The sequence below is a fragment of the Paenibacillus taichungensis genome (genome assembly GCF_003287275.1).
Taxonomy (GTDB): Bacteria; Bacillota; Bacilli; order Paenibacillales; family Paenibacillaceae; genus Paenibacillus; species Paenibacillus taichungensis_A.
In genome coordinates this window covers 23350-49835 of record NZ_QEVW01000033.1, presented here as the reverse complement: position 1 = coordinate 49835, position 26486 = coordinate 23350, and the positions used below count along the sequence as shown (strand labels likewise).

Here is a 26486-nt window from a genome sequence, read left to right as displayed (position 1 = left end):
AATAAAAAAAGAGCTTACTCCAAAGTTTGACCTTAGAGTATGCCCTTCTTATGTTTAGATATAGGTTAACCCAACTTCTGACCACAATTTGGACAGAAATTTGCTCCTTCATTCTTGGCGCCACAGTTCGGACAGAAGTTCGGTTTTTTATTGTCCCCAGACGAAGAAGATGCACTTGCATCGCTGTTTTGATTAGCCGCAGGCTTTTGATCCGAATTCTGATTCTGGTTGTTCTGGTTCTGATTCATGTTCTTCATCATTTCATTCGCCATGTTCATGCCCATCATCATGCCCGCCATATCCGAAGCAGCGCCGCCACCCTTAACTTTTCCGGATGAGATGCCATCAGTCATGCTGACCTGCTGATATTTTTGCAAATTGCCGATCATTTCATGTGAAGCGGTCTTCGTAATCATATCCTGAATCTCCTGCGGATAATTGAAGCTCATCACCTGGAAGCCTGTAATTCCGATCCCAATGTCCATCATTTGCATATCCAGATCTTCCTGAATTCCTTTGGCAATATCCGAAGCATTCGCCTGCAGGTTGAACATGTCCTTACCCTCACGGCTAATCCATTTCATTAGCAACTGATCCAGCACAGATGTAATCCGAATCTTAACATCCTCGACCAGATAGCTCTGCTTGATACCCGCGATTTTATCGATCAATGTAACATAGTCACTCACTTTAAAATTAAACGTACCATTTGCACGAATCGGCATCCCGCCTGGAAGTTGAGGAGTTGGAATCAATACCGGGCTTTGCGTGCCCCACCGAACCGTAAACTCCTTCGTATTCACAAACAGCACTTCGACCCGCATGCCACTGTTGAATCCGAACTTGAATCCTTTTAAGGTAGACAGAAAAGGAATGATCTCGGAATCGATATTAAACGATCCTTCGTCTTCGAAAATCCCTTCCACCTTGCCGTTATTCAGGAAGATCGCATCTTGCCCCGAACGGATAATCAATTTACTTCCCTTCTTAATCTCACGGTTACTCCACTTCCAGAAAATCATGTCATCTCTAAACTCTTCCCATTCCACTACATTTGAAAATTGATTTTTGAAAAATCCCATACTCGTTCCCATCCCTTCTATTTGGTCTTACTTCTTATCTTAGAAAGATCTGCTGCTACCACTATGCGAATGGCCACCTCGGGTGGTACCTCCCCCACCTCCACCGCCTCCGCCACCATTATTGTTGTTCTTCTCAATTTTCCGTTTGGTTACGGTAGTACGGATATACCGATCCTGACGATCGACCACACTGGAAGTACTTGAATCCTCATAAGTAGCACGATTGACTGTAACTCGCCCACCGGAACGATAGGCCATTACCCCAACAACAACTCCTCCAATTGCTATGGACGCAATAAGTTGGAACCAGATATTAAAGAGGATATTATCAGGATTTACTCCCGGTCTAATTCCCATATATTCGTAGGACAGCTTGATATACTTTTCAAAAGCCAGTTTATAATTACCGTCCGTTACATCTGGTGCAATCTTGGCTGTGATTTTATCGGCTCTGCCATTGTCGATATACTCTTTCCCTTTATAGAAACCAGCCAGATACATCTTCCGGTTATACATATCAATTGTCAAAATAACTGCATTACCATGAGCCTTATCGTAACCAAACCCCTGATCATCGTAGAAATCCTCAGTGAGCAGTATTTCACTCTTCTGCTCCTCATTATTTGAGGTGTAAATAACGAAATCCGTCTGCCTCTCCGCCCCATATTCATTCGCCATTGCGTTCAGTTCACTTTTCTCCTGCTCGTTCAGCAGATTAGCTTCATCGTAAATCAGGTTCTTGCTATCTGCTGCCGATGCTACTGACATTGTAATCAATGGAGACACGAGGGTAATCACTAATAAAATGAGTGCTGCCATCCATGCCAAATGTTTTCTTTTTCTCACAGGAATCCACCTCCCATCATCCAGGAGACCAGTTTCAATGACAATAAGGAAACGGCTGAAATTCCTGCGAACCATCCGGCAACTTTAGCTTTGCTGATAGGCGGTTTCCCCACCACTTTACCTGTCTGACCATTCATGGCAAAGGTATACTGCGAACGATTGTAGTCATAGTAAACCATCCATACCGGGAGCAGCACATAGTCTGCATTTTTCAATGTAGTATCAATCTGTTTGTCTGTGTAACTGACACTGTTATAGCCTGAAACCGTTGATGCAATATAAGAATCGATATAAGAGCTCGTTTTTTCCTTGGCGCGCGGGTATAGTTCCTCATCGGTATAACTATATTTTTCCGCAATGTACCCGGCGAGATACGGGGTTTTGAAAAGCTTTAACTGGTTATACGGAAATGGCTCCAGCTTATCCATCAGTTCATCTTTCATTTTTTCCGAAGCATCAATGGGCAGATTCACATAATTCAGCCGGATTCTCCGGTAAATATCAAAATGCTGCGTTTCCGTGTAATGATAATCACCCTGCGTGTAAGTTCTGATTTTTGTGCCACGGCCATGTACTTCGATTTTGTTATGTAACTCATATAACCAGAAGGGCACGTATATCCCGGTAATGCTCTTAACCCGGTCAGCTGTCATGAATCCGCTAGGTGTCAGCAAGCCGTTTCTGCACCATTTTTTGAACGCCTGCTTGGCCTCATCCTTACTGATCGAAAAGGGTAAGACCATGGCCGGTGCCAGATCTCCCGTCAGTCGATCACTCAGAACAACGGCAGCTCCACAGAAGCTGCATGTCGTTGCACTTGTCTCCGGCTCAGTTACAATATCCGCGCCGCAGCTGTTACAGTGATACTCCTTGACCTCATTCTCCGTGAACACCTGTTTCTTCAGCGGATCGGGGATCTGTTCGATATTATCCTGTCGTCCGCAGCTGGGGCAGGATAACGCTCCAGTTGCACTATTAAAAAGCATTCCACTGCCGCAGTTGGGACACTTGTACTCGATTACCGGCATTTGCTCACCTCAATGTTTAACGAAATGTATTAAATGATATATATCGTTATTTATCTTCCAATTTCTTCCTAATTGCTGTAAGCTCTTCCTCTGGAGTCGGCGTCACCTGTGCATTATTACCCGCTTCGGCATTCATTTGCTGCTCCAACTGCGCAATGAGTACATCCAAATCATCTTCCTGTGCCCCAGCACGAAGTTCAGCCAAAGCCTCAGCTTCGTTAAGTGCCTGATTCGCCTTGTCTTCCATCGCCTTAAAAGCAGCATTCGCATTGGCAGCCGAAGCGTTCCGTTCATTGGCCTGTTGTTGCGCATTGGCAGCCGCCATCCTGCCCTTCAGCTCCGCATGCCGAGCTTCCAATTGCCCCATATCCGCAACCAGCTTCTCGTGCATATGCTTCATCATTTTGGCTTTGGCTGAAGCCCGATCATAGGCAGCTTGTAATTCGTTCAGTTTCATAGTCTGCGCTGCCTTCTTTTCCAGAAATCCACGTGCCTTGTCTTCATCACCGGACTCCGCAGATTTCTCTGCATACCGATGTAATTTCTTAATCTCTGCATTGCATTCGTCCAAAGCCCTCTTCGCCCGGCTCTCATCCGAGAGAACCGCAGCCGTCTCTGCCTTCACCTGACCCAGATCACTGCTCAAGCTCCGCATATATTCATTCACCGTCTTCTCTGGATCTTGCGCCCGAGCCAGCACATGGTTCACATTCGCTTTCATCACGTCCCTAAACCTCGATAAGATTCCCATCTTTCGTTCCTCCTTCGATCAGTTCATATGTACTATAATACATGAATATGAGGTTGAAGGTTTCATTTACCTTATTCCCCAAATACAATAACGGCGCCCCCCACTTTTCGGAGAACGCCGTCTTTAGAACTCAATTCATATACTAGGATGGATTCCTTGATGAATGAACAATTCTGGCATTTATACAAGAGAACATTCCGGAAGCCTTGCTAATGTGTATCTTCCCATCCGATTCTTTCATTTTCTCATCTAAAAAGATTTTAAACGCTTTGGCTTCCTGAAGACTCATGACTTGTTCATTTCCTTCCAACCCATTCATGGATAATACATATTCGACGATTGCGTTTGAGTCTGTTATGGAAAGCGAATCTTCATACACATGTAATTGCACATCAGTAAAGGCGTTTTCAAGTTGTTGCTTTCCGTTCTCCATGGAAAATTTCGACTCAATCATGCCAAGAACACTGTCATATTGGCTATCAGGATTAAATTCTTTTACCAACTCTTTCATCTCAGCCATATTTCGTGAACCGATGGTACTTGCATAAAAGGTCCCGTTCTTCTTAAGCACTCTCCCGATCTCGGACAATGCCCTCTCCAGATTCCCGAGATGATATAACATATGATTCGCGATTACGATATCAAAGCTTTCATCTGGATAATGAATATCCTCTGCATCCATGACACTCCATTGGATATGTTCCCCAAGATGAGCAAGATTGCGCTCGGCATCCTGAAGCATCCCTGACGATTTGTCTGTAATGGTTATATCCCAATGATCAGGAATGCGCTCGGCATTGGCCATCCACAATAATCCGTTTCCACCGCCCAATTCTAAAACCCTAAGATGATCCTTCTTTGGAAATTGATCAAAGACCCAAAGAGGCCAGGGATATGGATTCGTGCTATATGTTTTATGCAAATGAATTCTCGCGTTGAACTTACCCGAATTAGCATATTGCTTACTTTGGTCAGGGTTTTCATTTTTGGCCGACATTTGAGTCCGCTCCTTTAGCCAGACGCCACGTACGCATGGAATCCGCATAGTTTAATAACTGTTCGGCAAACATCTGGACCTCACTGTCGTTCCAATCGCGCAAGATATGTGCCAAACCATCAATACTCACTTTCAGGAAATCAGACAATTCCTCTTCTCCCAATGGAGACAAGGTAACCAAACTGGACCGTAAATCATTCGGATCTGAGACCGCAACGATATGACCAGACAGTTTCAACCCCTGAATTCTCCGGGTGATTGATGAGGGATTCAAATCTAGTTTGCTGGCAATATCCGTGATCCTCACAGCTCCCTGTTCCTTGACAAACAGCAGAATTTCAAACGTTAGACGATCCAGATCTGACCGAAGATTTTGTGCATGCGTAAATTCTTTAACTATTCTTAACGTACCGTAAGCCAACTTCTCCAGCTCATCTCGATTACTTGCCAAAAAATGATCACCTCCAATCTGATCATAATTTATTTGTTTGCGCAAAGCAAATAAATATTTTCTCGCACTTTGGTTGGTTGCTATAATAACTCCGCTGGCCCAGGGATGCCATTCCTCTGCAAGTTGGCTATAATAAGGAAAGCCCTCTGGTCTGATGACCAGCAGGAACCATGAATGATTTTTATAAAAGGCAGGAAAATTATGCGTACACGAGTTCATATTATCGCTCCTTACGAATCCATGACTACTATTATAGAAGAATGTATTCCGCTATTTCCCCAGTTAGCCATTCAGTATGAGGTGGGCGACCTGATGAAAGGCGCCGAATTGGCGGCCCGGGCTGAACGAAACGGGGCGGAGATTATGATTAGTCGCGGCGGTACTGCCCAGCTAATCAAGGAAGCCGTAACCATTCCCGTCATTGATGTGCAGTTATCCGGATATGACATGATTCGTTCGCTAACGCTCGCAAGCCAGTTCAACGGCCAAACCGCTATCGTTGGCTTTGCCAACATTACTTCAGGCGCACAGTCGATTATCGATCTAATGGAACTGCCATTAAAGGTGTATACTATACGCAGCTCCGAGGATGTAGCAAGGCTGCTGCTGGAGCTGAAAGCGTCAGGGTATCGTCAGATTGTTGGCGATGTTATCACCGTGAATACAGCCAAAACCTATGGAATGGAAGGATTGCTGATCCAGTCTGGCAAGGAATCCATCCTCAGAGCGCTTGAAGATGCCCAGTTGGTATATCGGTACTTGAGCAAAAATCACGCGATATCCGTCATACTCAACAATCTGGTCACCCAAGAGCATCCTAATCTTCTTGTTTTAAACGAGCAGAACGAGGTTGTATTCGAGAATTTGACCGATTTTGAGCAGAATCCACTAACCGATAATCACATTTATCTCACCAATACCAACCTGGATTTCCATCAATCCCAGGTTCAAAATGTGTTCATCGTGGATGATTACCAACTTACGGTGACAGCCTATGAAACGACGTTAAGTAACAAAACCTATAAAGTATACTCCCTTGAAAAAGGACAGCCCTATGCTTTTGCACAATTCGGCATAACGGCATATACCGATATATCCATGGAACCGATCGTTGCCGAATCACCTGCCATGCAGACCGTATTGAAAAATATCCGGGCCGTTTACGAGAACCATGAACCTATTTATCTGCTTGGCGAAGCGGATTCGGGCAAATCTTTTCTCGTCAAACATATACATCAGATGTACTCCAGCGGTGGGATGATGCTCCAAATCGATCTTGCCCAGGTTCCTCCAGGCCATTTGCACAAAATCCCACTCTCCAAAGTGCGCAACGTAGAAATTAATCATTTGGAAGATGGCTCGAAGGATGAGGAATTAATCTCATTCATTCAGACTTGTCTACAGAGGCAGATCGGAGTATTCATCCTGGGGGAAAAGGGATTGAATCCAAACAGAACACTGGATATCGAGCTGAATACGATCATTATGCCGAGCCTTGTGGACAGGCAGGAGGACCTTGCGCCACTGATCCAGCATTTCCTCAGCGATTACTACCAGAAGTATGGGACGGTTGCTGTGAAGATGAAAGAGGACGCGTTGCAGCTAATTAGGGAACAAGTTCCGCATATGACAGTGAACCAGCTGAGGCATCTAATCAAACAGGCTGCACTGAATGAACAGGACTACGTGATCTCAGCCGAGACCTTATCACATCTGCTCGGTGAACAACCCTCACCCAATACGATGATGTTTAATGGTACGCTGAAAGAAATCGAAAAAGAGATTATTCAATTCGTTCTACATGAGGAAAACAATAATCAATCCAAGGCGGCCGATCGCTTGGGGATTAACCGTGCCACGTTATGGCGTAAACTTAAAGAGTAACTCTTTAGGTTTACGCTTTTTTTATGATTATATGTGTTGCATAATTAAACATTAATAACTATTTCTTAAAATTTACAATAATTAAGTGTTGCTAAAATAAACAATATGGGATAACATAATCCCTGCAAACGCTTTATAAAAACGATTACTTCATAAGGAGCCACTACTATGAACATTAAAGCAACATTAGATCGTATTCCTGGCGGTATGATGGTTGTTCCCCTGTTGCTCGGCGCAACCATTAACACATTCTTTCCGAATGCTTTGCGAATCGGGGGTTTCACGGAAGCCCTGTTCGTAAATAGCTCCAGCACATTGATTGCCCTGTTCCTGTTGATTGCTGGTACACAAATCACGTTCAAGACGGCCGGTTCTTCGGTTGGAAAGGGTGTTACACTGCTTGTGTTCAAGTGGGCAGTTGGTGCAGTATTAGGTTTGATCGCCATCTATTTTGCCGATTCCAATGGTTTATTTCTTGGTTTGGCACCACTTGCCATTATCGCTGCAATGACGAATTCCAACGGCGGACTGTACATCGCATTGGCCGGACAATACGGCAAAGAAGATGACAAGGCTGCTTATCCGTTCCTCGCGCTCAGCGACGGACCGTTTCTTACCATGGTTGCCCTTTCCATCTTCGGTGCAATGGGCTTTGCCAACGGCATGTTCTCTCCAATGTCCTTTGTAGCCGTACTGCTTCCGCTTATCGTCGGCGTTATTATTGGTAACCTCGATAAAAACATGGCTGATTGGCTGCACAAAGGCAGCGACAAGCTCGTTCCGTTCTTCGCCTTTTCACTGGGTATGGGAATCAACTTCTCGTCGATCATTCAAGGTGGACTCAGCGGTATCTTGCTCGGTGTCCTGACGGTACTGATCACTGGCGGCGTTGGATTCCTGCTGTTCAGAGCCATTGGCTGGAACCCGATCGTTGGTGCTTCTGAAGGCTCTACTGCCGGTAACGCTGTAGGCACGCCTGCTGCCATCGTGGCCGCAAATGCTTCATTTGCCCCGATTGCCGAGATTGCTACAGTACAGATTGCGGCGAGTGTTGTGACGACCGCCATTCTCCTGCCGATCTTCATCGGTTTCCTTTCCAAAAGGCTGGAGAAATCAGGCGGCGTCGAGAAATACAATCAAAGACCGTCCACATAAATGCATTGAATTTAACTGACCGGACTTATATTTAATTTTGATTTTCAAGGAGGGATGACTGCATGAAATTAGCCATTATTGCAGATGATTTGACCGGCGCCAATGACAGCGGGGTGCAGCTTGCCCGTCATGGATTAAAGACAAGCGTACTTTTCAACATGGACGAAGATAACATTCGTCATTACGATGCGGTCGTGTTTGATACCGATAGCCGTTCCATCACACCGGAGGATGCGTATCAGCGGGTTAGTCGAGCAGCCGAACTGCTGTTACGGAACGGATTTGGTACCATTTTCAAAAAAATGGATTCGACCATGCGCGGAAACATCGGGATCGAGATCGACGCTTTGTACGATGTGGTCAAACCGGACTTCATGATGATTGCCCCGGGCTATCCCAAGAACAATCGCACCATTCTTAATGGCACGCATTATCTGAACGGCGTTCCACTGGCCGATACCGAGATTGCGAATGATCCGAAGACACCTGTGACCCTTTCATATCTGCCGGATTTGCTCAAGCTCCAGACCAAGTATGACGTAGGCGAGATTACGGTGAGTGATCTTGAATCGGGTGCAGCTCATGTGAAGACGCAGCTGGAAACCTTCAAGGCAAACGGCGTTCCTTATATTCTCGTCGACTCGACGGATGAGGTGCACTTGGAACAGATATTAAGCATCACCAGCAAGCTGGATTATTCATTTGCCTGGGCAGGCTCGGCGGGGATCGCGAACTACCTTCCTACTCATTACGGCTTGGGAGCCAAGTCTGTGGAATTGACCATTCCAACGAATCCGGGTCCGATCCTCACCGTGGTAGGGAGTGTCAACAAAAACTCTCGTGAACAGCTCAAGCTGTTGCTACAGAAAACCAACGTATCATCCATCCCGTTCCACTCGTTCAAAGCCGTATCAGGATCGGCAGATCGTGAGCAAGAAATCGATCGTGTGTATGAGGAAGTGAAGGCCAAAGCCGTAGAAGGCCATGATGTTGTCCTCTATTCAACCGCCGAACAGGTCGATATTGAACTGGCACGTGCTACGGGTGAAGTCAGAGGACTTAATCACACCGAGGTCAGCAATGAGATTGTACGGGCCATAGGTGAAATCTGTGCCAAGCTGCTGGAGAACGGGTATTTCAAAGGGGTATCCATGACAGGCGGAGATACAGCTAAACAAATCTGTATGAAGTGGAATATCAGTGGTTTTGAACTGCTTGATGAGCTTGAAATTGGTGTACCGATTTCGAAATTTATTGGAATTGAGGATCTGCACGTGATTACCAAAGCAGGTGGCTTCGGCAAGCCCGACGTCTTCATCCATGCCATTGAAAAGTTAAAAGGAGGAGTTACCGTATGAAACCAACCGTTGGAATTACAATGGGTGATGCAGCAGGCATTGGACCCGAGATCATTATGAAAGCATTGGGCCATCAGGAGGTCTACAACGATTGCAATCCACTCGTCATTGGCGATGCAAAAATATTGGAGCGTGTCCTGCCTGTCATCGGATCAAGCCTCAAAGTAAACGCTATTCATGAGCCATCCGAAGCCAAGTATGAATTCGGTACGGTGGACGTTATTGATTTGGATCTCATTCCTGCAGATCTGGAATATGGAAAAGTATCTGCCGTTGCGGGAGATGCAGCATTTCAGTTTCTGGCCAAAGCCATTGATCTGGCCAAAAAACAGCAAATCCACTCCATCTGCACGGCGCCTCTGAACAAGGAAGCCCTGCACCTGGGTGGGCACTTGTATCCAGGTCACACCGAAATTTTGGCTGATCTGACCGATACCGAGGATTTCTCCATGATGCTGACTACACCCAATCTGCGAGTAATTCACCTTACGACGCATATGGGCCTGATTGATGCCATTGCGAGTATCAATCCGGAAAGAACATACACTGTGGTTAAACTGGCTCATGATACGTTGAAAAAAGCCGGCTTCGAAAATCCGCGTGTAGCTGTTTGCGGTATCAACCCGCATGCAGGCGAGAACGGACTGTTCGGTAACGGTGAAGAGGAAGAAAAACTGCAGCCCGGCATCGAACGTGCGCAAAAGGAAGGTATTAACGTGGTTGGTCCACTTCCAGCGGACACGTTATTCTTCCGCGCTGGCCGTGGCGATTTTGATATCGTTGTGGCTTGTTATCACGACCAGGGACATGCACCAATTAAGGTCATGGGCATTGAAGAAGGCGTGAACATTACGGTGGGTCTCAAAGGCGGCATTATCCGTACTTCTGTAGACCATGGAACAGCCTTTGACATTGCAGGCAAAAACATCGCCGATGACAAAAGCATGCTGGCTGCCATCCGTTCCGCCATTGAGCTTGCGCCAAAAACGCAAATTTAAAGAAATCAACGAGATATGATATCGTAAACGACCGTTTCCCATTCTTCTCCTGGGAAGCGGTCGTTTTGCGTACAAGTGTAGTCAGTGGAGATGGACTTTTCGTAATCTTCCTCACATACCTTAAAGTAAAAAGATTGAGGGTGTGTGAACTCCGTGAACAATACTTCCTTGCCATCTTCTATTCTGGAGAAACCCAACTTTCTCGTCATTCTTGTGGATGAAGAGCGGTATCCTCCTGTATATGAAAGCAAAGAAATACAGGCATGGCGAAGAGAAAATCTGATTACCCAGGAACGTCTAAAAACTCACAGTATGGAATTCCATCGGCATTATATCGGAACAACCGCCTGCTGTCCCAGCAGGGCTACCATTTTCACAGGTCAATATCCATCACTGCACGGTGTCAGTCAAACGGTCGGCATTGCCAAGGAATCGTATGACTCGGACATGTTCTGGCTGAATTCCAATACGGTGCCTACGATGGGCAATTACTTCCGGGCAGCAGGATACCAGACGTACTATAAAGGAAAATGGCATATATCCAATGCGGATATCATCTCTCCCGGCACCCACCAAAGTATTCCGAGTTATAACCCTTTGACTGGAGTTCCTGAGCCGCAGCTGGAAAGCCTCTACCTCCACGCGAGCCGTTTGGAGGACTTCGGGTTCTCCGATTGGATCGGCCCAGATCCCATAGGCAGAAACCCTCGCAACTCCGCGTCCTCCGCCGCCTTTGGCTTAAGTGGACGGGACGAGGTATACGCCGCCGAAACGGTTCATCTCATTGAGTCCCTTGATCGCAGGAAGAACGAAAATCAACAAGTTGAGCCCTGGCTCATTGTCGCTTCCTTTGTGAACCCGCATGATATTACGCTATATGGTGATCTCGCCGCGCGACTACCCAATTTCAAATTCGAGGTAGATCCGATGCCCGCAGTCGACGCTCCGCCGACAATACACGAGTGGCTGGGCACCAAGCCGCGTTGTCAGGCAAGTTACCGGGACTTGTATCCAAGAGCTTTACAGCCTATCACCGATCAGAGTTTCTACCGTCAGCTCTATTACCAATTGCAAAAAAATGCGGATCGCCAAATGTCCAAAGTGTATGAGGCTCTTACGCGTTCCTCCTTCTATGACAATACCATTGTTATTTTCACATCCGATCATGGCGAACTGCTGGGTGCTCACGGTAATCTTCATCAAAAATGGTACTGTGCCTATGAGGAATACCTTCATGTTCCTTTTTTGATTCATAATAAACATCTGTTCCCCGAGCAACAACATGTGCATAGCCTGACAAGTCATGTCGATCTGCTGCCAACCATGCTAGGTCTGGCCAATATTAACGTTTCTGAAATCCATGGACGATTACAAAAGGAATTCAGTGAAGCCCGCCATATGGTAGGACGGAACCTCACGCCTCTTGTTTATGGAGACCATAATCCCGCGTTGACCCAGCAACCGATCTATTTTATGACCGATGATGATGTCACACATGGTCAGCACCAAACGAACCCATTGGGTGTGCCTTATTCGTCTGTTGTACAACCCAATCACATCGAAACCGTAATCACCACCCTGTATAAAAATAACAAATCGGAAATCTGGAAGTTTTCCCGGTACTTTGACAATGCTCAATTTTGGAGTCAACCTGGCGTCCGGGATGTCACTACACATCCTGTTGGAAATCCCGCTTCGGGACATTGTGTATCCACAACGAAAACCATTCCCGTACAGGATGAATATGAATTGTACAACTTAACGGATGATCCGCTGGAAACCTGCAACCTGGCCCATGCTGCCTATGCTACCTCGCAAACGATGACCATTCAGCAATGGATGATGCAACTTCTGGAGGAACAACGGAAACAAAAACGCCTTTATCCTCATCAACCTACGATATAGAGGATCGGGAAATAACATCTCTATCATTTGTTAAGCCAAACGCAGACTTATAGAAATTGCACCTAATAATATGTGCTCGGTTCATTAAACACTGTTAACGCTAAAAAGGATGTACTCGTCATGTTCATGACTTATGGGACATCCCCTTTTTGCGACTTTAATTATTCAATAAATCCCGCAACAGTCTTCGCCTATCGATCGTACCAATAGCCAGGAATACCTCGTTCCAGACGCATTAACGCCTCAAGATAAAAATAATCGCCCCAGATCGTATAATCGTCAGGTGAATCTCCACCTCTTACAGAGTAGGAACCATGCTTCAGCAGACCCTCGGCTGTATCCGAGCCCTGCGTGGAGTAATGATTAATCAAGGATTTCATGGACGACTCGGCTGCCTTCCGAAACACCTCCCGCTCAGGATCGGCTTCATCCAGCCGTCCGGCAATTTCCAGCAGACCACAGGCAACAATGGCCGATGCAGAACTGTCCCTTTTCGTATTAGGCGTCTGCGGGGCATCAAAATCCCAGTACGCTACTTCATCCTCCGGCAAATGGGCAATGAAATAACGTGCGAGACGTTTGGCTGTCTCCAGCATCTCTGCACTTTGCAAATAACGGCTGCACAGGGCAAAACCATATATCCCCCATGCCTGTCCACGAGTCCAGGTTGAGCCGTCATGGTAACCCTGATGTGTACCACCTCGAATGGCCTCTCCGGTAGCCTGGTCAAAATAAAAGGTATGATAACTGGAGTCGTCTCCACGAACGAGGAAACGGCGGCTTTTCAGCGCATGCAGCTCGGCAACGCGGCGATACTCCTCGTTATTGGTCTGCTCATACGCCCAGAACAGCAGTGGAAGATTGAGTAGACAATCGATAATAATTCGCCCTCCGTTGTTCGCATCGCCTTTACGTCCCCAAGCCTGAATCAGTCCGGATTCCTCCCGCCAGCGTTTCATCAGCATATCCGCAGCTTCCAGCGTGAGTTTCCTTGCGGCAGCGTCATGCTCCACAATCCATTGTGCCTTGGAAGACAACGAATAAAGGAAACCGATATCATGATGATCGAAAATGATTTTCTGCTCCATTCGCCGACGGAAGTTATCGACGCTATTCACGGCAGCCTCACGAAACCTCGGGTCCTGGGTATACTCCGTGCATAACCACAGAATGCCCGACCAGAACCCTGCCGTCCACTCCGTATTATCGTTAAGCACATAATGCTCATCCCCGTTACTAACATGGGGAAAGCGTCCCCCAAATCGATCGATGTTACGCCCGGTTACATTCAATGCATCTTCAATAGCTTTTTTCCACATGTTACAGTTCCTCCTCTAAGCAAGTATTATTCTTCAACCCTCTTGCTGGACAAGTCTGCTATTTTGCTTATATTGGCCGGGTGTAATTCCCTCATATTTTTTGAAGACACGAATGAACGAATTGCTGTTCAGGAAACCCACCCGCTCGGAAACATCCTGAATCGTCAGTTCCTCTGCCTGTAAAATTTTCTTGGATTGCTCAATCCGATAATGGTTGATGTAATCAATCACGTTGACTCCAGTTTGTTCTTTGAAGTACTTGGAGACATAGGTTGGATGAAAACGAAAGCGTTCGGATAAATGGGTCAAGCCCAAATTGACATCCGCATAACTCTCATGAATGAATTCCACCAGTTGATCCTTCAATTCCTCACTGCGGGAACGCTTGCGCTCATGCACCGTCTGGCATACCGTCTCCAGTATCCGAAGCAATTCGGACTCGATCTCCTCAAAGGTCTCACATGCAAACAATTGCCGAATCAGATCGTTGCGCTGCGTCATCTCGTTCTGGTCGTCCGTCTTGATCTGTTCTGTAGCCTTCAGAAAGGTACCAATCAACTCAAACATCAGACAGCGAGCCAGTTCAACAGACAAGGGTTCTCCGGCAAAATTAGTCATGAGAATTTCGTTCATCACTTCCGTGGAACGGGCATAATTGCCTGTAGCGATATAATTGATGAGCTGTCTCTCCAGATCGAGAGGGTAATACAGCTCCTCCTTGGGCCGACGAATCCGGTTCGGATCAATAATCTGACCGATCCCCAGAATCAGCCTGTATTCCAGCGCTTCTTCCGATTCCCGGAAACAATCCGCGATCTCCGAAATACGGTGATGAACATGGCTAACGCCAACAGAGAAGTACACGCAGAATCGGGAGCCGATGAAACGTTGGGCTTCTTCGACTGCACGAATTAACCGATGACTGGTATTCTCCTCACGCTCCCGAATATTGATCAGGAACGCAATTCTTCCATCAATGTCGGCAGAGTATACATGACCGATTGAGCCGATCATCTCCTCCAGCACATTGGTCAGAATCAGGTGCACAAATTGATGCTTCTCCTCCTGGTCCTGCTCACGTACTCTGGAACGGAACAGCCCTTCAACATCCTCAATGTGCAGGAGCAATACGGCAAACGACTCCGTCTCGAATCGAATACCTGAACGTTCCAGAGTCGATGCAAACTCCTCACCAACCTGTACCCTTCCCTTCATCAGCTTGGAGAGCAGACTGCTCCGTATAACGCTTTGCTGATCCTTAAGCCTGTTCGCGAATTGGTCCTGCTCCTCCCAGGCTTGCACTAGGACAGACTGCAAGATGCCATATTCATCATCCGGCTGCTCCAGTTTCCACTTGACCTTATCCGAGATAATGTTCATGATTCGTCCCAGCGGACGGTAATTCCGTCTGGTGAACCACCAGGCTGCCACCCCGCCAAGAAGAAGTCCTGCGGCAACACCCCCAAGCGTAATATCGCGGATAACCGTCAGCTTCTTGGCGTAGATTCGGGTAGGTACGATGGATACGTACCTCCAGTCCTGGATCTTGGAAGAAATCTGCGATACGGTCACGGATTCTCCGTTCCATTCAATCGTTTCCGTTCTTTTCCCAGCGTCATCGAAAAAGTTAAGATCCTCCCCCTTTATGTAAGGGGTTTCAAGTGATCCGGTAGAAAATAACGTTTGACCGTCGTGATCCAGAATAAACACGGTGCTCTCTTTTTCCAAACGCACATTATCAATGGCTTGCTGGAATCGGTTGGGGTCCAGGTTAACGACAAAGGTCGCAGGGCTGTCAGCGCCATTCTGAATAGGAAACGGCTGAATATAGACCAGCGTGTCTTCAATCCGTCTATCTTCACTCCGAACCTCCATCTTTCGGTACATGCTCTTGCCGGAATCATGCATAAGCCGGGTCCATGCTTCCTCGGTTACATTGGTGCCCTGATAGAACATGTCATATAGATAATTTTTTTGAATAAGTGAAGACGAGGACAGTGCAATATCCGGTTGTTTGATATAAATATATAGTTCACTAATCAGGCCATTTCCGACGCGTGTGGATTTCAGGTTTTTGATCAGATCAATCCCCATGAACCTCCAGCGGGCATCCTGTTCAGACGCATGATTGATGAAGCTCATGAGTTGGGAGTCAGCCATTAATTGATTGCTAATGCTGCCAATATCACTAATCTGGTTATCAATAGTTTCCTGTACCTGAGATAACAGCACCATGTTGGAACGATTCACTTCTTCCTCAAGCAACATGCGAGACTCGGCAAATACAGCAGCACCGATCACAATCGGTATGAGCAGAATGACCATGTAAGAAATGCCCCAGGATAACAGGATGCTTTTTCTCTTCATGCGTCTCCTCCTCACACTGTGTTATTTGGTATGACTTGATAAGGCAACTCTATTCTTTGATTGCTCCGATCATAACACCTTTAACAAAGTATTTCTGCAGGAACGGATAGATGAACAATATAGGCAGGGTAGCTACCATGACGGTTGCGTATTTTACACTTTCCCCGATAGCCTCTTTGTCCATCGCGGTCGCTCCTGTGGTCATCGAATCTGTACTATTCTGAATCAGAATTTCACGCAGCACCAGTTGAAGCGGAAACAGGTTCCGGTCCCGAATATACAGGATCGCACTGAACCATGAATTCCAGTGACCAACGCCGTAAAAGAGAATCATCACCGCAATAACGGGCATGGACAATGGTACGACGATCCGCCACAGAATGAGCATCTCTCCCGCCCCGTCTATACGGGCCGACTCTAGCAGACTTTCCGAGATTTCAGCAAAGGAAGTTCGCATAATAATCAGATTATAGCTGCTGATCAGACCGGGTACAATCAAAGCCCAGAGGCTGTTGCCCATATGAAGTGTGTTATTGATCAACAGATAAGACGGTATGATTCCGCCGTTAAAGAACATCGTGAATACAATCGCCAGCATAATCGGATTGCGGAGCATAAAGCTTTTGCGGGACAACGTGTACGCCCCTAGAATGGTGAACAGCAAATTCAGCGCTGTGCCCACCACCACAATGAATATCGTATTCCGGTATCCGGACAGAATGTTGGGGTTGCTTAGCACCAGCTTGTAGCTATCCATTGTAATTCCTTTGGGGAAAAGCAGCAGACCTCTATGGGCCATGAGTTGACCTGAGTCGCTAAGCGATGCATTCAGCACATGCAGCAGCGGATACAAGGTTACGATAATCAGCCCTGTCATCAGAATCGCGTTGGCACCGCCAAACAGCCGCTCACCAATGGACCTTTTCATTCGCAAAAGAAATCCCTCCCTTCACCTCGTTCTTGGCTAGAACAGCTTCGTATTGGATATCACCTTGGACAGGCGGTTGGCACCGATTAACAGCGCAAAGTTAATGACCGACTGGAACAGACCCACCGCGGTTGTATAGCTGAACTCGGCACTTTCACTTATCCCTTTGCGGTAGACAAACGTCGAGATCACATCTGCTGTATCATACACATTCGGATTATAGAGCAGAATAATTTTCTCGAACCCAATCTCCATCAGTCCACCAATGCGGAGTATGAGAAGAATCATAATCATCGGGATGATGCCAGGAAGCGTGATATGCCATACCTGGCGAAGACGACTCGCTCCGTCCACGTTGGCAGCATCGTAGAGCTCGGGGTTAATGCCGCTAAGTGCAGCCAAATATATAATGCTGGAGAAGCCAAGCTCCTGCCAGATCGATGAGGCAGTATAAATGGTACGGAAATTGGCCGGATCGCTGAGAAGCGCACTGCTCTGACCGCCAAAATAACCAATGATGTTGTTAAACAGTCCATCCCGGGACGAGAAATCAACAATCATGCCGCAGATGACGACAATGGAAATAAAGTGAGGAATGTACGAGATCGTCTGCACCGTACGTTTGAAGATTTCATGCCTGAGCTCATTCAGCAAAAGAGCAAGAAGAATGGGAGCCGGGAAACCGAACAACAGCTGATAAAAGCTTAACAAAAGCGTATTCTTCAGAATCCGCCAGAAATAATAGCTCTGAAAGAAATCCCGAAAATGCTGCAATCCGACCCAATCACTTCCCCAGATACCTTTGCCCACCGAGTAGTCTTTGAATGCAATGATGGCTCCGTACATCGGCAGGTATTTGAAGACGAGAAAATATAAAACGACGGGAAGAGCCATCCAATAGATGGCTTTATTCTTTTTGTAATTGAGCCATAACAAGGAAAGCTTGTGCGACAACTCCTTCATCCCCTTCCTTTTTCATTCCAAAGAGGGCATCCACGGCGGTAAAGCCGTAAAAAGGCTTCACCACCCGTGAACATCTCATCCTTATCTGGCGTTATAACGATCCAGGGCAGCTTGCTGAATTTCAATAGCCCGTTTCACGTTAAACTTGTTGATCTGATCCACAAACTTGTCAAAGTTCTCAATCGGCTCAACCCCAATGACAAATTTGACGAACATCTCGTCCCGGTAGGTCCCAATATCACTCATGATCTTGCTGTACTCCGTGGATTCTTCTGTTGTCAGGCTGGTCGGAGGAAGGCCTACCTTCAGCGTATTCTCGCTGTATTTGGAGAACAGAACCGCTGCATCCTTCTGCTGTTGGAGCTGATAATATTGCTCGTTGTACCGGTCATCATCCTCCCCCACAAAGGGGTAGTTGGCAATAAAATGTTTGGCCATGGCTTGAGCAACCGACAGGCCGTCCGGATTTTTCAAAATCTCATCCGTATAGGTCGGGTAACCGTCCTTCATCGTATAGGTGAGGCCCTCCACACCGAAATTTTTGAGCATATGTCCTTCTTCACTGAAGAAATAATCGAGTGCTTTGACCGTTTCTTCCGGATGTTTGTTGCTGTTGGTGAGCACAACACCGCTACTGCTCCATTCCCAGGAACGTCCGGTAAACATCGGCTCATCACCCTTATTCAGTACTGGATATTGGGTAGCGGTTAGGTTGGCGTTCGGATCCGTTTCCTGCAGAGCGGGCAGGTAGCGGCCTACACCTCCACCGATGAAGGTGAAAAACGCACCCGCTTGACTGCTCAAAATTTTGGCGTCGTATGTTTTCTGATCATTGGTAGCAAAATCGGGATCAATCAATCCCTCCTGATACCAGCGATGGAACATCGTCAGAAATTCCTTATATTCCGGCTCGATCGGTCCATAGACCACCTTGCCATCTTTCATAAACGTATTATTCGTGATGCCATAAGCCTCCAGATATGTCGGTGCGGCTGGCCCCATCGTGGTCATTTTGGGTGGTGCACCAAACAACAGGGGCGCTGCTACGCCTTTTTTCTCCTTGAAGGCCTTGAGTACCGTCTCCCATTCTTCAATCGTTTCCGGTTTCTCCAGCTTCAGCTCATCCAGCCAATCCTGACGGATGAACGTACCGCCGAAGGTTTTGTATTCCCCCAGACGCAGATGTGGTATGGCATAGATATCTCCGTTGTCGGCTTTTAACTGTTTGGCAACCTCGGGATTCTCCTCCAGGATCTTTTTCAAATTGGGAGCGTATTCATCAATGAGTTCGTTCAGTCGAATGATGATACCATCATTGAACAGCTTGGCATAATCTCCATTGACAAACATGGCATCAGGCAGCTGATTCGAGGCAATCATGACATTGAACTGTTCGGTCTCGGCACCCACCGCAGGATGCTGGAATTCGATTTTGGTATTGGTCTTCTTCTCCCATTCCTTAATCGCCGTGATTTCATTCATGCTCTTGAGTGTGATGGAAGCATTGGTATTCATCGACATCCAGATTGAAATGGGGGTAGGTCCATCTCCTCCTGCTTCACCTGAACTTCCATTGTCTCCTGAACAGCCCCCAAGAGCAGCAATACTCATCATTAGACAGATTCCAATTGTCAGTCGTTTTCTCCATGACCTTTTCATCACTTCACGTCCCCCCATTGAATGTGTATCGTGGATAAGCAACCCTGTCATCGCTCCCCATAAAGGTACCGCTTGCCCGATATAATGGCTATCCTCCATTCTTGCAGATATATCCAAAATTTGATATTTCCTTATGCAGCGCAGGATTTGCACATGAATTCAAGAGATCAAGATCATATTTCCAGATTGATTGGTTAGCAAAAAAGGTGAAAGAGGCCTTCCCCAAATAACCCGTTTGGTCAAATCGTCTAGCAAAATATTGAACCAGCACACCTGTTTAGTAAACCTTACGTTTTGTAAAAACATACAACAAAAAGCCTCCTAATCTACATCCCTGCAGGTTAGAAGGCCATATTTATTTTATACCCATTCAACTCACCGTAAGGTGTTGGATCGAATTCTTTATGATAAGCCTTTTAAAATTCTTCGTATTCACTCGGGTCCTGATTCCACAACCGTCCATCTTTACGATGATAAGAAGAAATGACTTCCATTTCCTTCTCGCTCAGCTCGAAATCGAAAATATTGATATTCTCCTGTTGGTGTTGAAGCGAGCCTGCTTTAGGGATCGGAATGGAACCAAGCTGGGTATGCCAGCGCAAAATAACCTGCGTACCCGTTTTGCCATGAGCCTCGGCAATACGTAGGATCTGCTCATCTTTTACGATATTCTGTACTGCATCATTGCCACGTCCAATGGGACTCCAGGATTCGTTAACAATGCCATGCTGTGAATCCTTCTCCCGCTGATCGGCTTGATCGAAGAATGGATGCAGCTCAATCTGATTCAGACTTGGCGCTACTCCCGTCTCCTTAATCAGGCGTTCATTGTGTTCCGGAAGGAAATTGCTAACTCCAATGGAACGGATGTATCCGCGTTTTTTGGCCTCAATGAGTGCTTGCCACGCTTCCACATACATATCCTGCTTCGGATTCGGCCAGTGAATCAGATACAGATCATAATAATCCAGATCTGCCCTGTATAGAGATTCCTGGATGGCTACGATCGCCTTATCGAAGGCATGGTAACGCCCTGGCAGTTTAGATGAAATGAGTAGTTCTTCTCTGGAAACGGAGCTCTGCTTAATGGCCTTCCCGACAGTAGCCTCGTTCTCATAGTTATACGCGGTGTCAATCAGTCGATAACCTGCATCCATCGCGGACGCTATGGATTTAACGCCTTTTTCTCCTTTTAAGCTATAGGTACCAAAGCCAATGGCAGGTACTTTTAAGCCATCATTCAACGTATATTCCGGAATTGTATGATTCATCTGTAAACACTCCTTTGCGAAATATATACTAAAACGATATGGAAAAGGTGATATGCCCTCTCCGTTATTCTACCCCTCCATATACGGATGAATCAAATATAAGCCACCACCCCGTTATATGGGATGATGGCTTTCTCGTCTAATATTAATAGAGGCAAGTCGCCTCTTTATTCAAGCGAAGAGATCGGCGTGGCCGATAACGACCGATTGCCCATAAAGTCCTGAATGGCCATAGCAGCCTGCTTGTACCCACCAGCATCGCGTAGCGTTTTCCCAATAACCTCAGCATGCTCCTTATAGGAGGCATTGCCGAGCACCTCTAGTACCGCGGTTCTCAGCACGTCAGGTGTAAGGTTATTTTTATCCACGATGACCCCTGCTCCGAGCTCCTGCACCCTGCCTGCTACACGCGGCTGATCCGAGGTTAACGGGAGCATGACCAAGGGTACATTATAATACAAAGCTTCGCTTGTACTGTTCATGCCCGCATGTGTCAGAAAAGCATCTACACCCTGTAGCACTTCCAATTGTGGGAGATAGGGTCTGATGATGAAATTGTCAGGAATAAGATCCGCAATCGGCTCCAAATCAGTATCCTTCCCTGAAGACAATATAAACTGTACAGGCAAATCACCGAAAGCCGTAAAGCACAGCTTATAAAAATCAAGATCCTTGTTTAAAATGGTTCCCATTGAAATATAAACCGCCTGTTTATAAACGACATGCAGAGATTCCTTGGCAAAGGATGGTGCATCCTTGCGGGGGGTAATTGATGGGCCAGTGAACACAAAGCTCTCATCCAGCTTGTCCCCCATGGGTTGAAAATAACGGCTTGTATAGACCAGCTTTAGTTGTCCTGGATGCCCTGAAAGATCCGCCAGAGAAGGCACAGCTACATTGAACTGGGAAGCTAATTGCTGGGACATCTCGATGATGCCGTTATATAGCTCCTTGACCTCCTCATCGTCATCCTTCAGTTGATTTTGATTACCTGATCCGAGAGGCTCCACAAAAACAAAAGTGGTGGTTGAGCACACTGCTGGGATACCCAGCTTTTCGCCTAAAATTTGTCCTCCCCAGCCTATTAAGGAGTCAAAAATTAAATAATCATAGGTTTCATTTTCGATCAGATTCAGAACATCCGGAATAAATCGTTGAATAACTTTTTTCAAAACCATATATAAAAATTGGTAAGGGTGCTTGATTTCAAAAGGCTTCATATCCGGGTTGTTGAGCAGGGTTGCCTCGTTGAAGGAGTATGCTTTAAATTGTGCGCCTAACGCTTCAATCTTCGTCCGGTATTTTTCCGTACAACAGTAAACGACCTCATCGCCGTTCTCTACCAGTTCCTTGATTATTCCGAGCGTCGGATTGATATGCCCTTCTGCAGGCATCATTACAACTAATAATACACGTGCCACGAAATTCACCTCCATTAAATTTTCCAATCTTCAAAGCGGACATTTTATTTCTAGCTTCAAGATAATAGGTGCAAAATAAAAACTGGAAATTGTGCCCATATGAATATACTATTAATTATTTCCATTTTTGTAAATAGTATATATGTCACTTTTTAAACAAAAAAAGCACCATTACGGTGCTTCCTCTGTTCATATTTATATTGGATCGGCTACATAACCTATCTCAATATCCTCTCGAATATTGGGGGCTTTCTTTTAGTTGCACGATATCATGACCTGTTGGGTTTTGGAAGGCACGAAGGCCAAATGTCGGCGCAACAGCGAAGATATGGTCAAAGATATCGGCTTGAACCGATTCATATACACCCCAGGTGATATCATTGCTGAATGCATAGATTTCAAGGGGTAGTCCGTTATCTCCCGGCGCCAACTGTCTCACGATCAACGTCATATCCTTATGAATTTTCGGATGATTCCTCAGATATTGATGGATATATTCTCGGAATACACCGACATTCGTAAGCTGTCTACCATTCACAATGCTTTCCGTATTAATATGATGTTCTATATTGTATTCGTTAATTTCATTTAATTTGGTCTCGAGATAATCGGTAAGATAGTGGATCTTCTGAAATTCCCCAATCATTTCCTTGGTACAGAAGCTGATGCTGCTTGTGTCGATATAGACACTTCGCTTAATTCTTCTGCCACCGGATACCTGCATACCTCTCCAGTTTTTGAATGAGTCCGAGATGAGAGCATAGCTCGGAATCATGGTGATCGTTTTATCGAAATTCATAACCTTTACCGTATTTAAAGTAATATCGATGACGTCACCGTCGGCATTATATTTGGGCATTTCTATCCAGTCACCCACACGCACCATGTCATTCGATGATAATTGCACGCCTGCCACCAGTCCCAGTATGGAATCCTTGAAGACGAGCATCAGAACGGCTGATAACGCGCCAAGTCCGCTCAGAATAATTAACGGATTCTGACCAATGAGGCTCGAGATAACGATAATGCCCCCAATGATGAAAAGAACGATCTTGGCCACCTGAATGTATCCCTTAATGGGTCTGATCTTGGAGACTTCATAGGAACGATAGATGGTATCAAAGGCATTAAGCAGTGCATTTAATACCGTGATGGTTATGACGATCATATAGGTTAAAGCTGCCTTTTCAATCAAAGCTTGATAGGACGGGAAGACATACGCAGAATAATAAATGATAATCGCCGGTACCAGATGTGAGAGGTTGTGGAACACTTTTTTCTCCACAATGATTTTATCCCACGTGTACCGATTGTTGTTGATGATTTGGATAATAATCTTCAGTACGATTTTTTTGGCTATAAAATTGGCCAGTATGGAGACCACAGCTATAAATACCACCATGATCAAATTCGAAAGATATCCAATGGTTTGTTCACTCATGCCAGTTCCGTCTAGTTGATTTTTGATAAAGTCCATTGTATCCTCCTGACGCGGTTTATATTAACTTATTATTATAAATTACATTCTAGTACGAAGTAAAATTTCAAAAAATTACAGTGATCGTTTGATGGGGTACAGGATACTTCCCCCCTCATAAGTATCACATCACACAAATGGGCTAATGTGCATAGACTGGGCTAAATATAACCAGATTATTGCATTGGAGATGTGAACCTTGAGTAATCCAAAAAATAAAGCTAAGGCCCAACCTATTGCCATGAAAAAGCTTTCTCCCGTAAGCATGGTAACCGAACTTCCACCCGTCCGTGGCCATTTAAGAACCTCCGCCGCCTCAAATCCGAATAAGCCCATCCATAATGAAAAGGGTACATCATCGGCTATCGATGCATGCGTGGACCGTGCTTTTCGTATTCCTATATTTTTGAGTACAACCAACACGGTAAATGATCTGCAAGAGCAATTTCTGAACCGTCTGGTTAGGGAAATTGAAGATGCATTGCTCTTTCCCCGCACTTTGCCCGTTAGTGAACAATACCCGGAAAACATTCTAACGAATATACGACGCCTGGTTTTTTCAAGCTATGGATTGCTCGCAATCAACTTCCGCAGATTTTATGTTCAAATTCTGGAATCCAATGTAGGGGAGCCCCCAACGACCACTCCGTTCTGGGAAGGTTCGACCTTTTCTCAAATCGAGCCTGCCATGGCTTTTCAATTCGGCATTCCAATCTTACTAGTAAGAGAAAGGGGAACGGACGTCAGTAATGGAATTTGGGCTGGAGGAATAACACCTCTCAACATCTTTGTTGACTGGGATTCCGACAACCAATCCGTAGACGATTTCTTTAACAGTGTTCAATGGAGAGAAGTCTTTGCCTATTGGGCTGCGGAGGTAAGGGGTAACTATTTGCTTCGCACGGAACCGATTTTTAATAATTAACATTTCGAGGTCGGTGGATACTGGACAATTAATAGGCCCTATCATTCCAATGAATGATGGGCCCACTCTATCCTATTCCTGTTTACTGATTAGAGGAAACTCTCAACAATTCACTTACCGTGACCAAACGGTACCCTTCCGCGGCAAGTTCATCCACCAGCACGCGTACCGCCTCCACCGTTTCGGAACGATCCCCGTACCCGTCATGGAATATGAGCACGCTCCCGGGTTTTACCGCAGACCGGGTATGCTCCAGAATGTGCTCCACGCCGGGATTGTTCCAATCCCTTGCATCACCGTTTACCGCACCAATCGTTTGGTATCCGCGCTCCGCCGCCAGAGAAAGAATGTCATCGTTTACGCCAAAATACGGCGGTCGGAAGCAGCGGGCAGGTTGCCCCGTAATTTCTTGAACAAGATTTTCTGCGTGTTGCAGTTCCTCTCCGGCTTCCTCCAGCGTCAGCTTTGTCAGGTCCGGATGCGTGTACGTATGGTTTGCAATCTCATGCCCTTCAAGGTGCACCTCCGCCGCAATCTCCGGGTAAGCCTCCATCTCTTTGCCAATCATGAAAAACGTCGCCCGCCCACCCGCACTGCGGAATATCTCAAGCAATTGATGTGTATATACCGGATGAGGCCCATCATCAAACGTGAACGCCACAACCTTTTCCCGAACAGATTCCTGCTCTACCATCGCGATATTGACCATAAAGCAATGCCCCTCTCTGCAACTGCCTGTCTACATTCTCCCTTATTATTCCATGATTGTATGCTCCGGTCTAGTCCAGAGATCACAGTATGCAATTGGAATAGGATGGCGGTCAGTTCCACGATTCGAGCATCAGGATTCCATTACATAAGCTGTCTGGCAAAGGCAAACCATCCTCCAATTCTGCCGAAGTCGGCTTCGATTCGTCATCATGTTTTCAGAAGATTGCCAAGGATGAAAGGGATAGTTATTCCAAAATATGAAGTCCGTTGGCTTTCACCTTGAACTAGATAATACTTTGCCCCATATGATGGATGCTGTCAGTTCTGCGAATCCATACAGCGCTCTAATGGAGGCGAACTGTGCTATACAAAACCAGAATTCGTCGCCGAATGATGCTACTGAATATAGAGAGGTAGTGTAACCTAATATAAAAGTTACTTTTTTAAATTGTTATATACTTTTTGTAATGCTTCTTCAAATATGTGAAATAATCTGAAATAGGATTCTTTGAATACGTTAGTCTTAGTATTAAATAGTGTTATATCATTATCTTGAATTTCACTCAATTCTATTAAATCAAGTTCATCGAATAAGATGAGCACCTTGTTGTAGTCGCGAGGTAAATTATCCACGCTCATTCCCAAGGAAGAAATCGTTTTATACCTATCTCCCTCCATAAGATTTAATACAGTACGAAAGTATTGATCTGTTCTTAGAAATAACTTTTTAGTATATTCAAGTTGGCTTTTCATTCTCTCTTTATCCTGTCTTTCAAGAAAATAATCATGCCTTCTTCCAGTGATTGACTTGACCTATATACAACATGTAAACTCCTCCCAAACAAGATCAAAAGTATCATGATAATAGTCAATATATCGCTCACGTACATCCTCATTAAACAAAATAACGGAACTATATCCAAGACTGTTATTTCATAATAAAATCTGTTGGGTACACGTCATTACTCGGTATAACTTCACCTTCGAAAC

The 26486-nt window shown here is 45.8% G+C and carries 22 protein-coding genes; 6 read left to right on the top strand and 16 right to left on the bottom strand.

What is annotated here, in order from left to right; genetic code table 11:
* Positions 1-65 precede the first annotated feature (65 nt).
* From DC345_RS30410 to DC345_RS30385, 6 genes are all read right to left on the bottom strand, one after another.
* Complete coding sequence (locus DC345_RS30410; protein WP_113056324.1) at positions 66-1082, bottom strand: SPFH domain-containing protein; 1017 nt, start codon at positions 1080-1082, stop codon at positions 66-68.
* A gap of 39 nt (positions 1083-1121) precedes the next feature.
* Entirely contained in the window at positions 1122-1901 is a 780-nt protein-coding gene (locus DC345_RS30405) for a TPM domain-containing protein (RefSeq protein ID WP_181586793.1), read from the bottom strand.
* Between the two features lie 23 nt (positions 1902-1924).
* Positions 1925-2956, bottom strand: coding sequence for a TFIIB-type zinc ribbon-containing protein (locus tag DC345_RS30400; protein WP_113056323.1), 1032 nt, complete (start codon positions 2954-2956; stop codon positions 1925-1927).
* A gap of 46 nt (positions 2957-3002) precedes the next feature.
* Positions 3003-3707, bottom strand: coding sequence for a PspA/IM30 family protein (locus DC345_RS30395; RefSeq protein ID WP_113056322.1), 705 nt, complete (start codon positions 3705-3707; stop codon positions 3003-3005).
* 142 nt (positions 3708-3849) lie between these two features.
* Positions 3850-4704 (bottom strand): class I SAM-dependent methyltransferase, encoded by an 855-nt coding sequence (locus DC345_RS30390; protein ID WP_258530930.1) that lies wholly within the window; start codon positions 4702-4704, stop codon positions 3850-3852.
* On the bottom strand, positions 4688-5374 hold the full coding sequence (locus tag DC345_RS30385; protein ID WP_113056320.1) for a MarR family winged helix-turn-helix transcriptional regulator: 687 nt from the start codon (positions 5372-5374) through the stop codon (positions 4688-4690). The genes DC345_RS30390 and DC345_RS30385 overlap by 17 nt, the downstream gene beginning before the upstream one ends.
* On the opposite strand from DC345_RS30385, the gene DC345_RS30380 reads away from it, so the two are divergent.
* The 5 genes from DC345_RS30380 to DC345_RS30360 all read left to right on the top strand — a co-directional run bounded on the left by DC345_RS30380 (position 5357) and on the right by DC345_RS30360 (position 12455).
* Entirely contained in the window at positions 5357-7039 is a 1683-nt protein-coding gene (locus tag DC345_RS30380) for a sigma-54-dependent transcriptional regulator (protein ID WP_113056319.1), read from the top strand. The two genes, DC345_RS30385 and DC345_RS30380, sit on opposite strands and share 18 nt — an antisense overlap.
* Positions 7040-7207: 168 nt before the next feature.
* Positions 7208-8194 carry a 2-keto-3-deoxygluconate permease gene (locus tag DC345_RS30375; protein WP_113056318.1) on the top strand — a complete coding sequence of 329 codons (987 nt, stop codon included), beginning with the start codon at positions 7208-7210 and terminating at the stop codon, positions 8192-8194.
* Between the two features lie 62 nt (positions 8195-8256).
* On the top strand, positions 8257-9552 hold the full coding sequence (locus tag DC345_RS30370; protein WP_113056317.1) for a four-carbon acid sugar kinase family protein: 1296 nt from the start codon (positions 8257-8259) through the stop codon (positions 9550-9552).
* Positions 9549-10550, top strand: a complete 1002-nt coding sequence (pdxA, locus tag DC345_RS30365; protein ID WP_113056316.1) for a 4-hydroxythreonine-4-phosphate dehydrogenase PdxA — start codon at positions 9549-9551, stop codon at positions 10548-10550. Before DC345_RS30370 ends, pdxA begins: the two co-directional genes overlap by 4 nt.
* Positions 10551-10703: 153 nt before the next feature.
* Positions 10704-12455 carry a sulfatase family protein gene (locus tag DC345_RS30360; RefSeq protein ID WP_258530929.1) on the top strand — a complete coding sequence of 584 codons (1752 nt, stop codon included), beginning with the start codon at positions 10704-10706 and terminating at the stop codon, positions 12453-12455.
* 191 nt (positions 12456-12646) lie between these two features.
* Here the strand turns inward: DC345_RS30360 and DC345_RS30355 are convergent, their stop codons facing one another.
* From DC345_RS30355 to DC345_RS30320, 8 genes are all read right to left on the bottom strand, one after another.
* The gene (locus tag DC345_RS30355; protein ID WP_113056315.1) at positions 12647-13774 is read right to left on the bottom strand and encodes a glycoside hydrolase family 88 protein; all 1128 of its coding nucleotides are present in this window, start codon (positions 13772-13774) and stop codon (positions 12647-12649) included.
* A gap of 33 nt (positions 13775-13807) precedes the next feature.
* Positions 13808-16141, bottom strand: a complete 2334-nt coding sequence (locus tag DC345_RS30350; protein ID WP_113056314.1) for a helix-turn-helix domain-containing protein — start codon at positions 16139-16141, stop codon at positions 13808-13810.
* 49 nt (positions 16142-16190) lie between these two features.
* A complete protein-coding gene (locus DC345_RS30345; RefSeq protein WP_113056313.1) occupies positions 16191-17075 on the bottom strand; it encodes a carbohydrate ABC transporter permease in 885 nt (294 codons plus the stop codon).
* A gap of 30 nt (positions 17076-17105) precedes the next feature.
* A complete protein-coding gene (locus tag DC345_RS30340; protein ID WP_113056312.1) occupies positions 17106-18032 on the bottom strand; it encodes an ABC transporter permease in 927 nt (308 codons plus the stop codon).
* An 81-nt stretch (positions 18033-18113) separates the two neighbouring features.
* A complete protein-coding gene (locus DC345_RS30335; protein ID WP_113056311.1) occupies positions 18114-19808 on the bottom strand; it encodes an extracellular solute-binding protein in 1695 nt (564 codons plus the stop codon).
* A gap of 299 nt (positions 19809-20107) precedes the next feature.
* Entirely contained in the window at positions 20108-20962 is an 855-nt protein-coding gene (locus DC345_RS30330) for an aldo/keto reductase (protein WP_113056310.1), read from the bottom strand.
* A 167-nt stretch (positions 20963-21129) separates the two neighbouring features.
* Entirely contained in the window at positions 21130-22383 is a 1254-nt protein-coding gene (locus DC345_RS30325; RefSeq protein WP_113056309.1) for a macrolide family glycosyltransferase, read from the bottom strand.
* A 223-nt stretch (positions 22384-22606) separates the two neighbouring features.
* Positions 22607-23860 carry a mechanosensitive ion channel family protein gene (locus DC345_RS30320; RefSeq protein ID WP_113056308.1) on the bottom strand — a complete coding sequence of 418 codons (1254 nt, stop codon included), beginning with the start codon at positions 23858-23860 and terminating at the stop codon, positions 22607-22609.
* 199 nt (positions 23861-24059) lie between these two features.
* Here DC345_RS30320 and DC345_RS30315 point away from each other — a divergent pair, with 199 nt between their 5' ends.
* Positions 24060-24785, top strand: a complete 726-nt coding sequence (locus DC345_RS30315; protein ID WP_113056307.1) for a hypothetical protein — start codon at positions 24060-24062, stop codon at positions 24783-24785.
* A gap of 82 nt (positions 24786-24867) precedes the next feature.
* Here DC345_RS30315 and DC345_RS30310 read toward each other — a convergent pair whose 3' ends face one another.
* Together DC345_RS30310 and DC345_RS30305 are read right to left on the bottom strand one after the other, a co-directional pair.
* Positions 24868-25494 (bottom strand): polysaccharide deacetylase family protein, encoded by a 627-nt coding sequence (locus DC345_RS30310; protein ID WP_113056306.1) that lies wholly within the window; start codon positions 25492-25494, stop codon positions 24868-24870.
* A 437-nt stretch (positions 25495-25931) separates the two neighbouring features.
* Positions 25932-26249 carry a hypothetical protein gene (locus DC345_RS30305; RefSeq protein ID WP_113056305.1) on the bottom strand — a complete coding sequence of 106 codons (318 nt, stop codon included), beginning with the start codon at positions 26247-26249 and terminating at the stop codon, positions 25932-25934.
* Positions 26250-26486 lie beyond the last annotated feature (237 nt).

Excerpts from the sequence above, each read along its gene's own strand:
- DC345_RS30410 (WP_113056324.1), bottom strand. The coding sequence starts at position 1,082 with ATGGGATTTTTCAAAAATCAATTTTCAAATGTAGTGGAATGGGAAGAG.
- DC345_RS30405 (WP_181586793.1), bottom strand. The coding sequence starts at position 1,901 with ATGGCAGCACTCATTTTATTAGTGATTACCCTCGTGTCTCCATTGATT.
- DC345_RS30400 (WP_113056323.1), bottom strand. The coding sequence starts at position 2,956 with ATGCCGGTAATCGAGTACAAGTGTCCCAACTGCGGCAGTGGAATGCTT.
- DC345_RS30395 (WP_113056322.1), bottom strand. The coding sequence starts at position 3,707 with ATGGGAATCTTATCGAGGTTTAGGGACGTGATGAAAGCGAATGTGAAC.
- DC345_RS30390 (WP_258530930.1), bottom strand. The coding sequence starts at position 4,704 with ATGTCGGCCAAAAATGAAAACCCTGACCAAAGTAAGCAATATGCTAAT.
- DC345_RS30380 (WP_113056319.1), top strand. The coding sequence starts at position 5,357 with ATGCGTACACGAGTTCATATTATCGCTCCTTACGAATCCATGACTACT.
- DC345_RS30385 (WP_113056320.1), bottom strand. The coding sequence starts at position 5,374 with ATGAACTCGTGTACGCATAATTTTCCTGCCTTTTATAAAAATCATTCA.
- DC345_RS30375 (WP_113056318.1), top strand. The coding sequence starts at position 7,208 with ATGAACATTAAAGCAACATTAGATCGTATTCCTGGCGGTATGATGGTT.
- DC345_RS30370 (WP_113056317.1), top strand. The coding sequence starts at position 8,257 with ATGAAATTAGCCATTATTGCAGATGATTTGACCGGCGCCAATGACAGC.
- pdxA (WP_113056316.1), top strand. The coding sequence starts at position 9,549 with ATGAAACCAACCGTTGGAATTACAATGGGTGATGCAGCAGGCATTGGA.
- DC345_RS30355 (WP_113056315.1), bottom strand. The coding sequence starts at position 13,774 with ATGTGGAAAAAAGCTATTGAAGATGCATTGAATGTAACCGGGCGTAAC.
- DC345_RS30350 (WP_113056314.1), bottom strand. The coding sequence starts at position 16,141 with ATGAAGAGAAAAAGCATCCTGTTATCCTGGGGCATTTCTTACATGGTC.
- DC345_RS30340 (WP_113056312.1), bottom strand. The coding sequence starts at position 18,032 with ATGAAGGAGTTGTCGCACAAGCTTTCCTTGTTATGGCTCAATTACAAA.
- DC345_RS30330 (WP_113056310.1), bottom strand. The coding sequence starts at position 20,962 with ATGAATCATACAATTCCGGAATATACGTTGAATGATGGCTTAAAAGTA.
- DC345_RS30320 (WP_113056308.1), bottom strand. The coding sequence starts at position 23,860 with ATGGACTTTATCAAAAATCAACTAGACGGAACTGGCATGAGTGAACAA.
- DC345_RS30310 (WP_113056306.1), bottom strand. The coding sequence starts at position 25,494 with ATGGTCAATATCGCGATGGTAGAGCAGGAATCTGTTCGGGAAAAGGTT.
- DC345_RS30305 (WP_113056305.1), bottom strand. The coding sequence starts at position 26,249 with ATGAAAAGCCAACTTGAATATACTAAAAAGTTATTTCTAAGAACAGAT.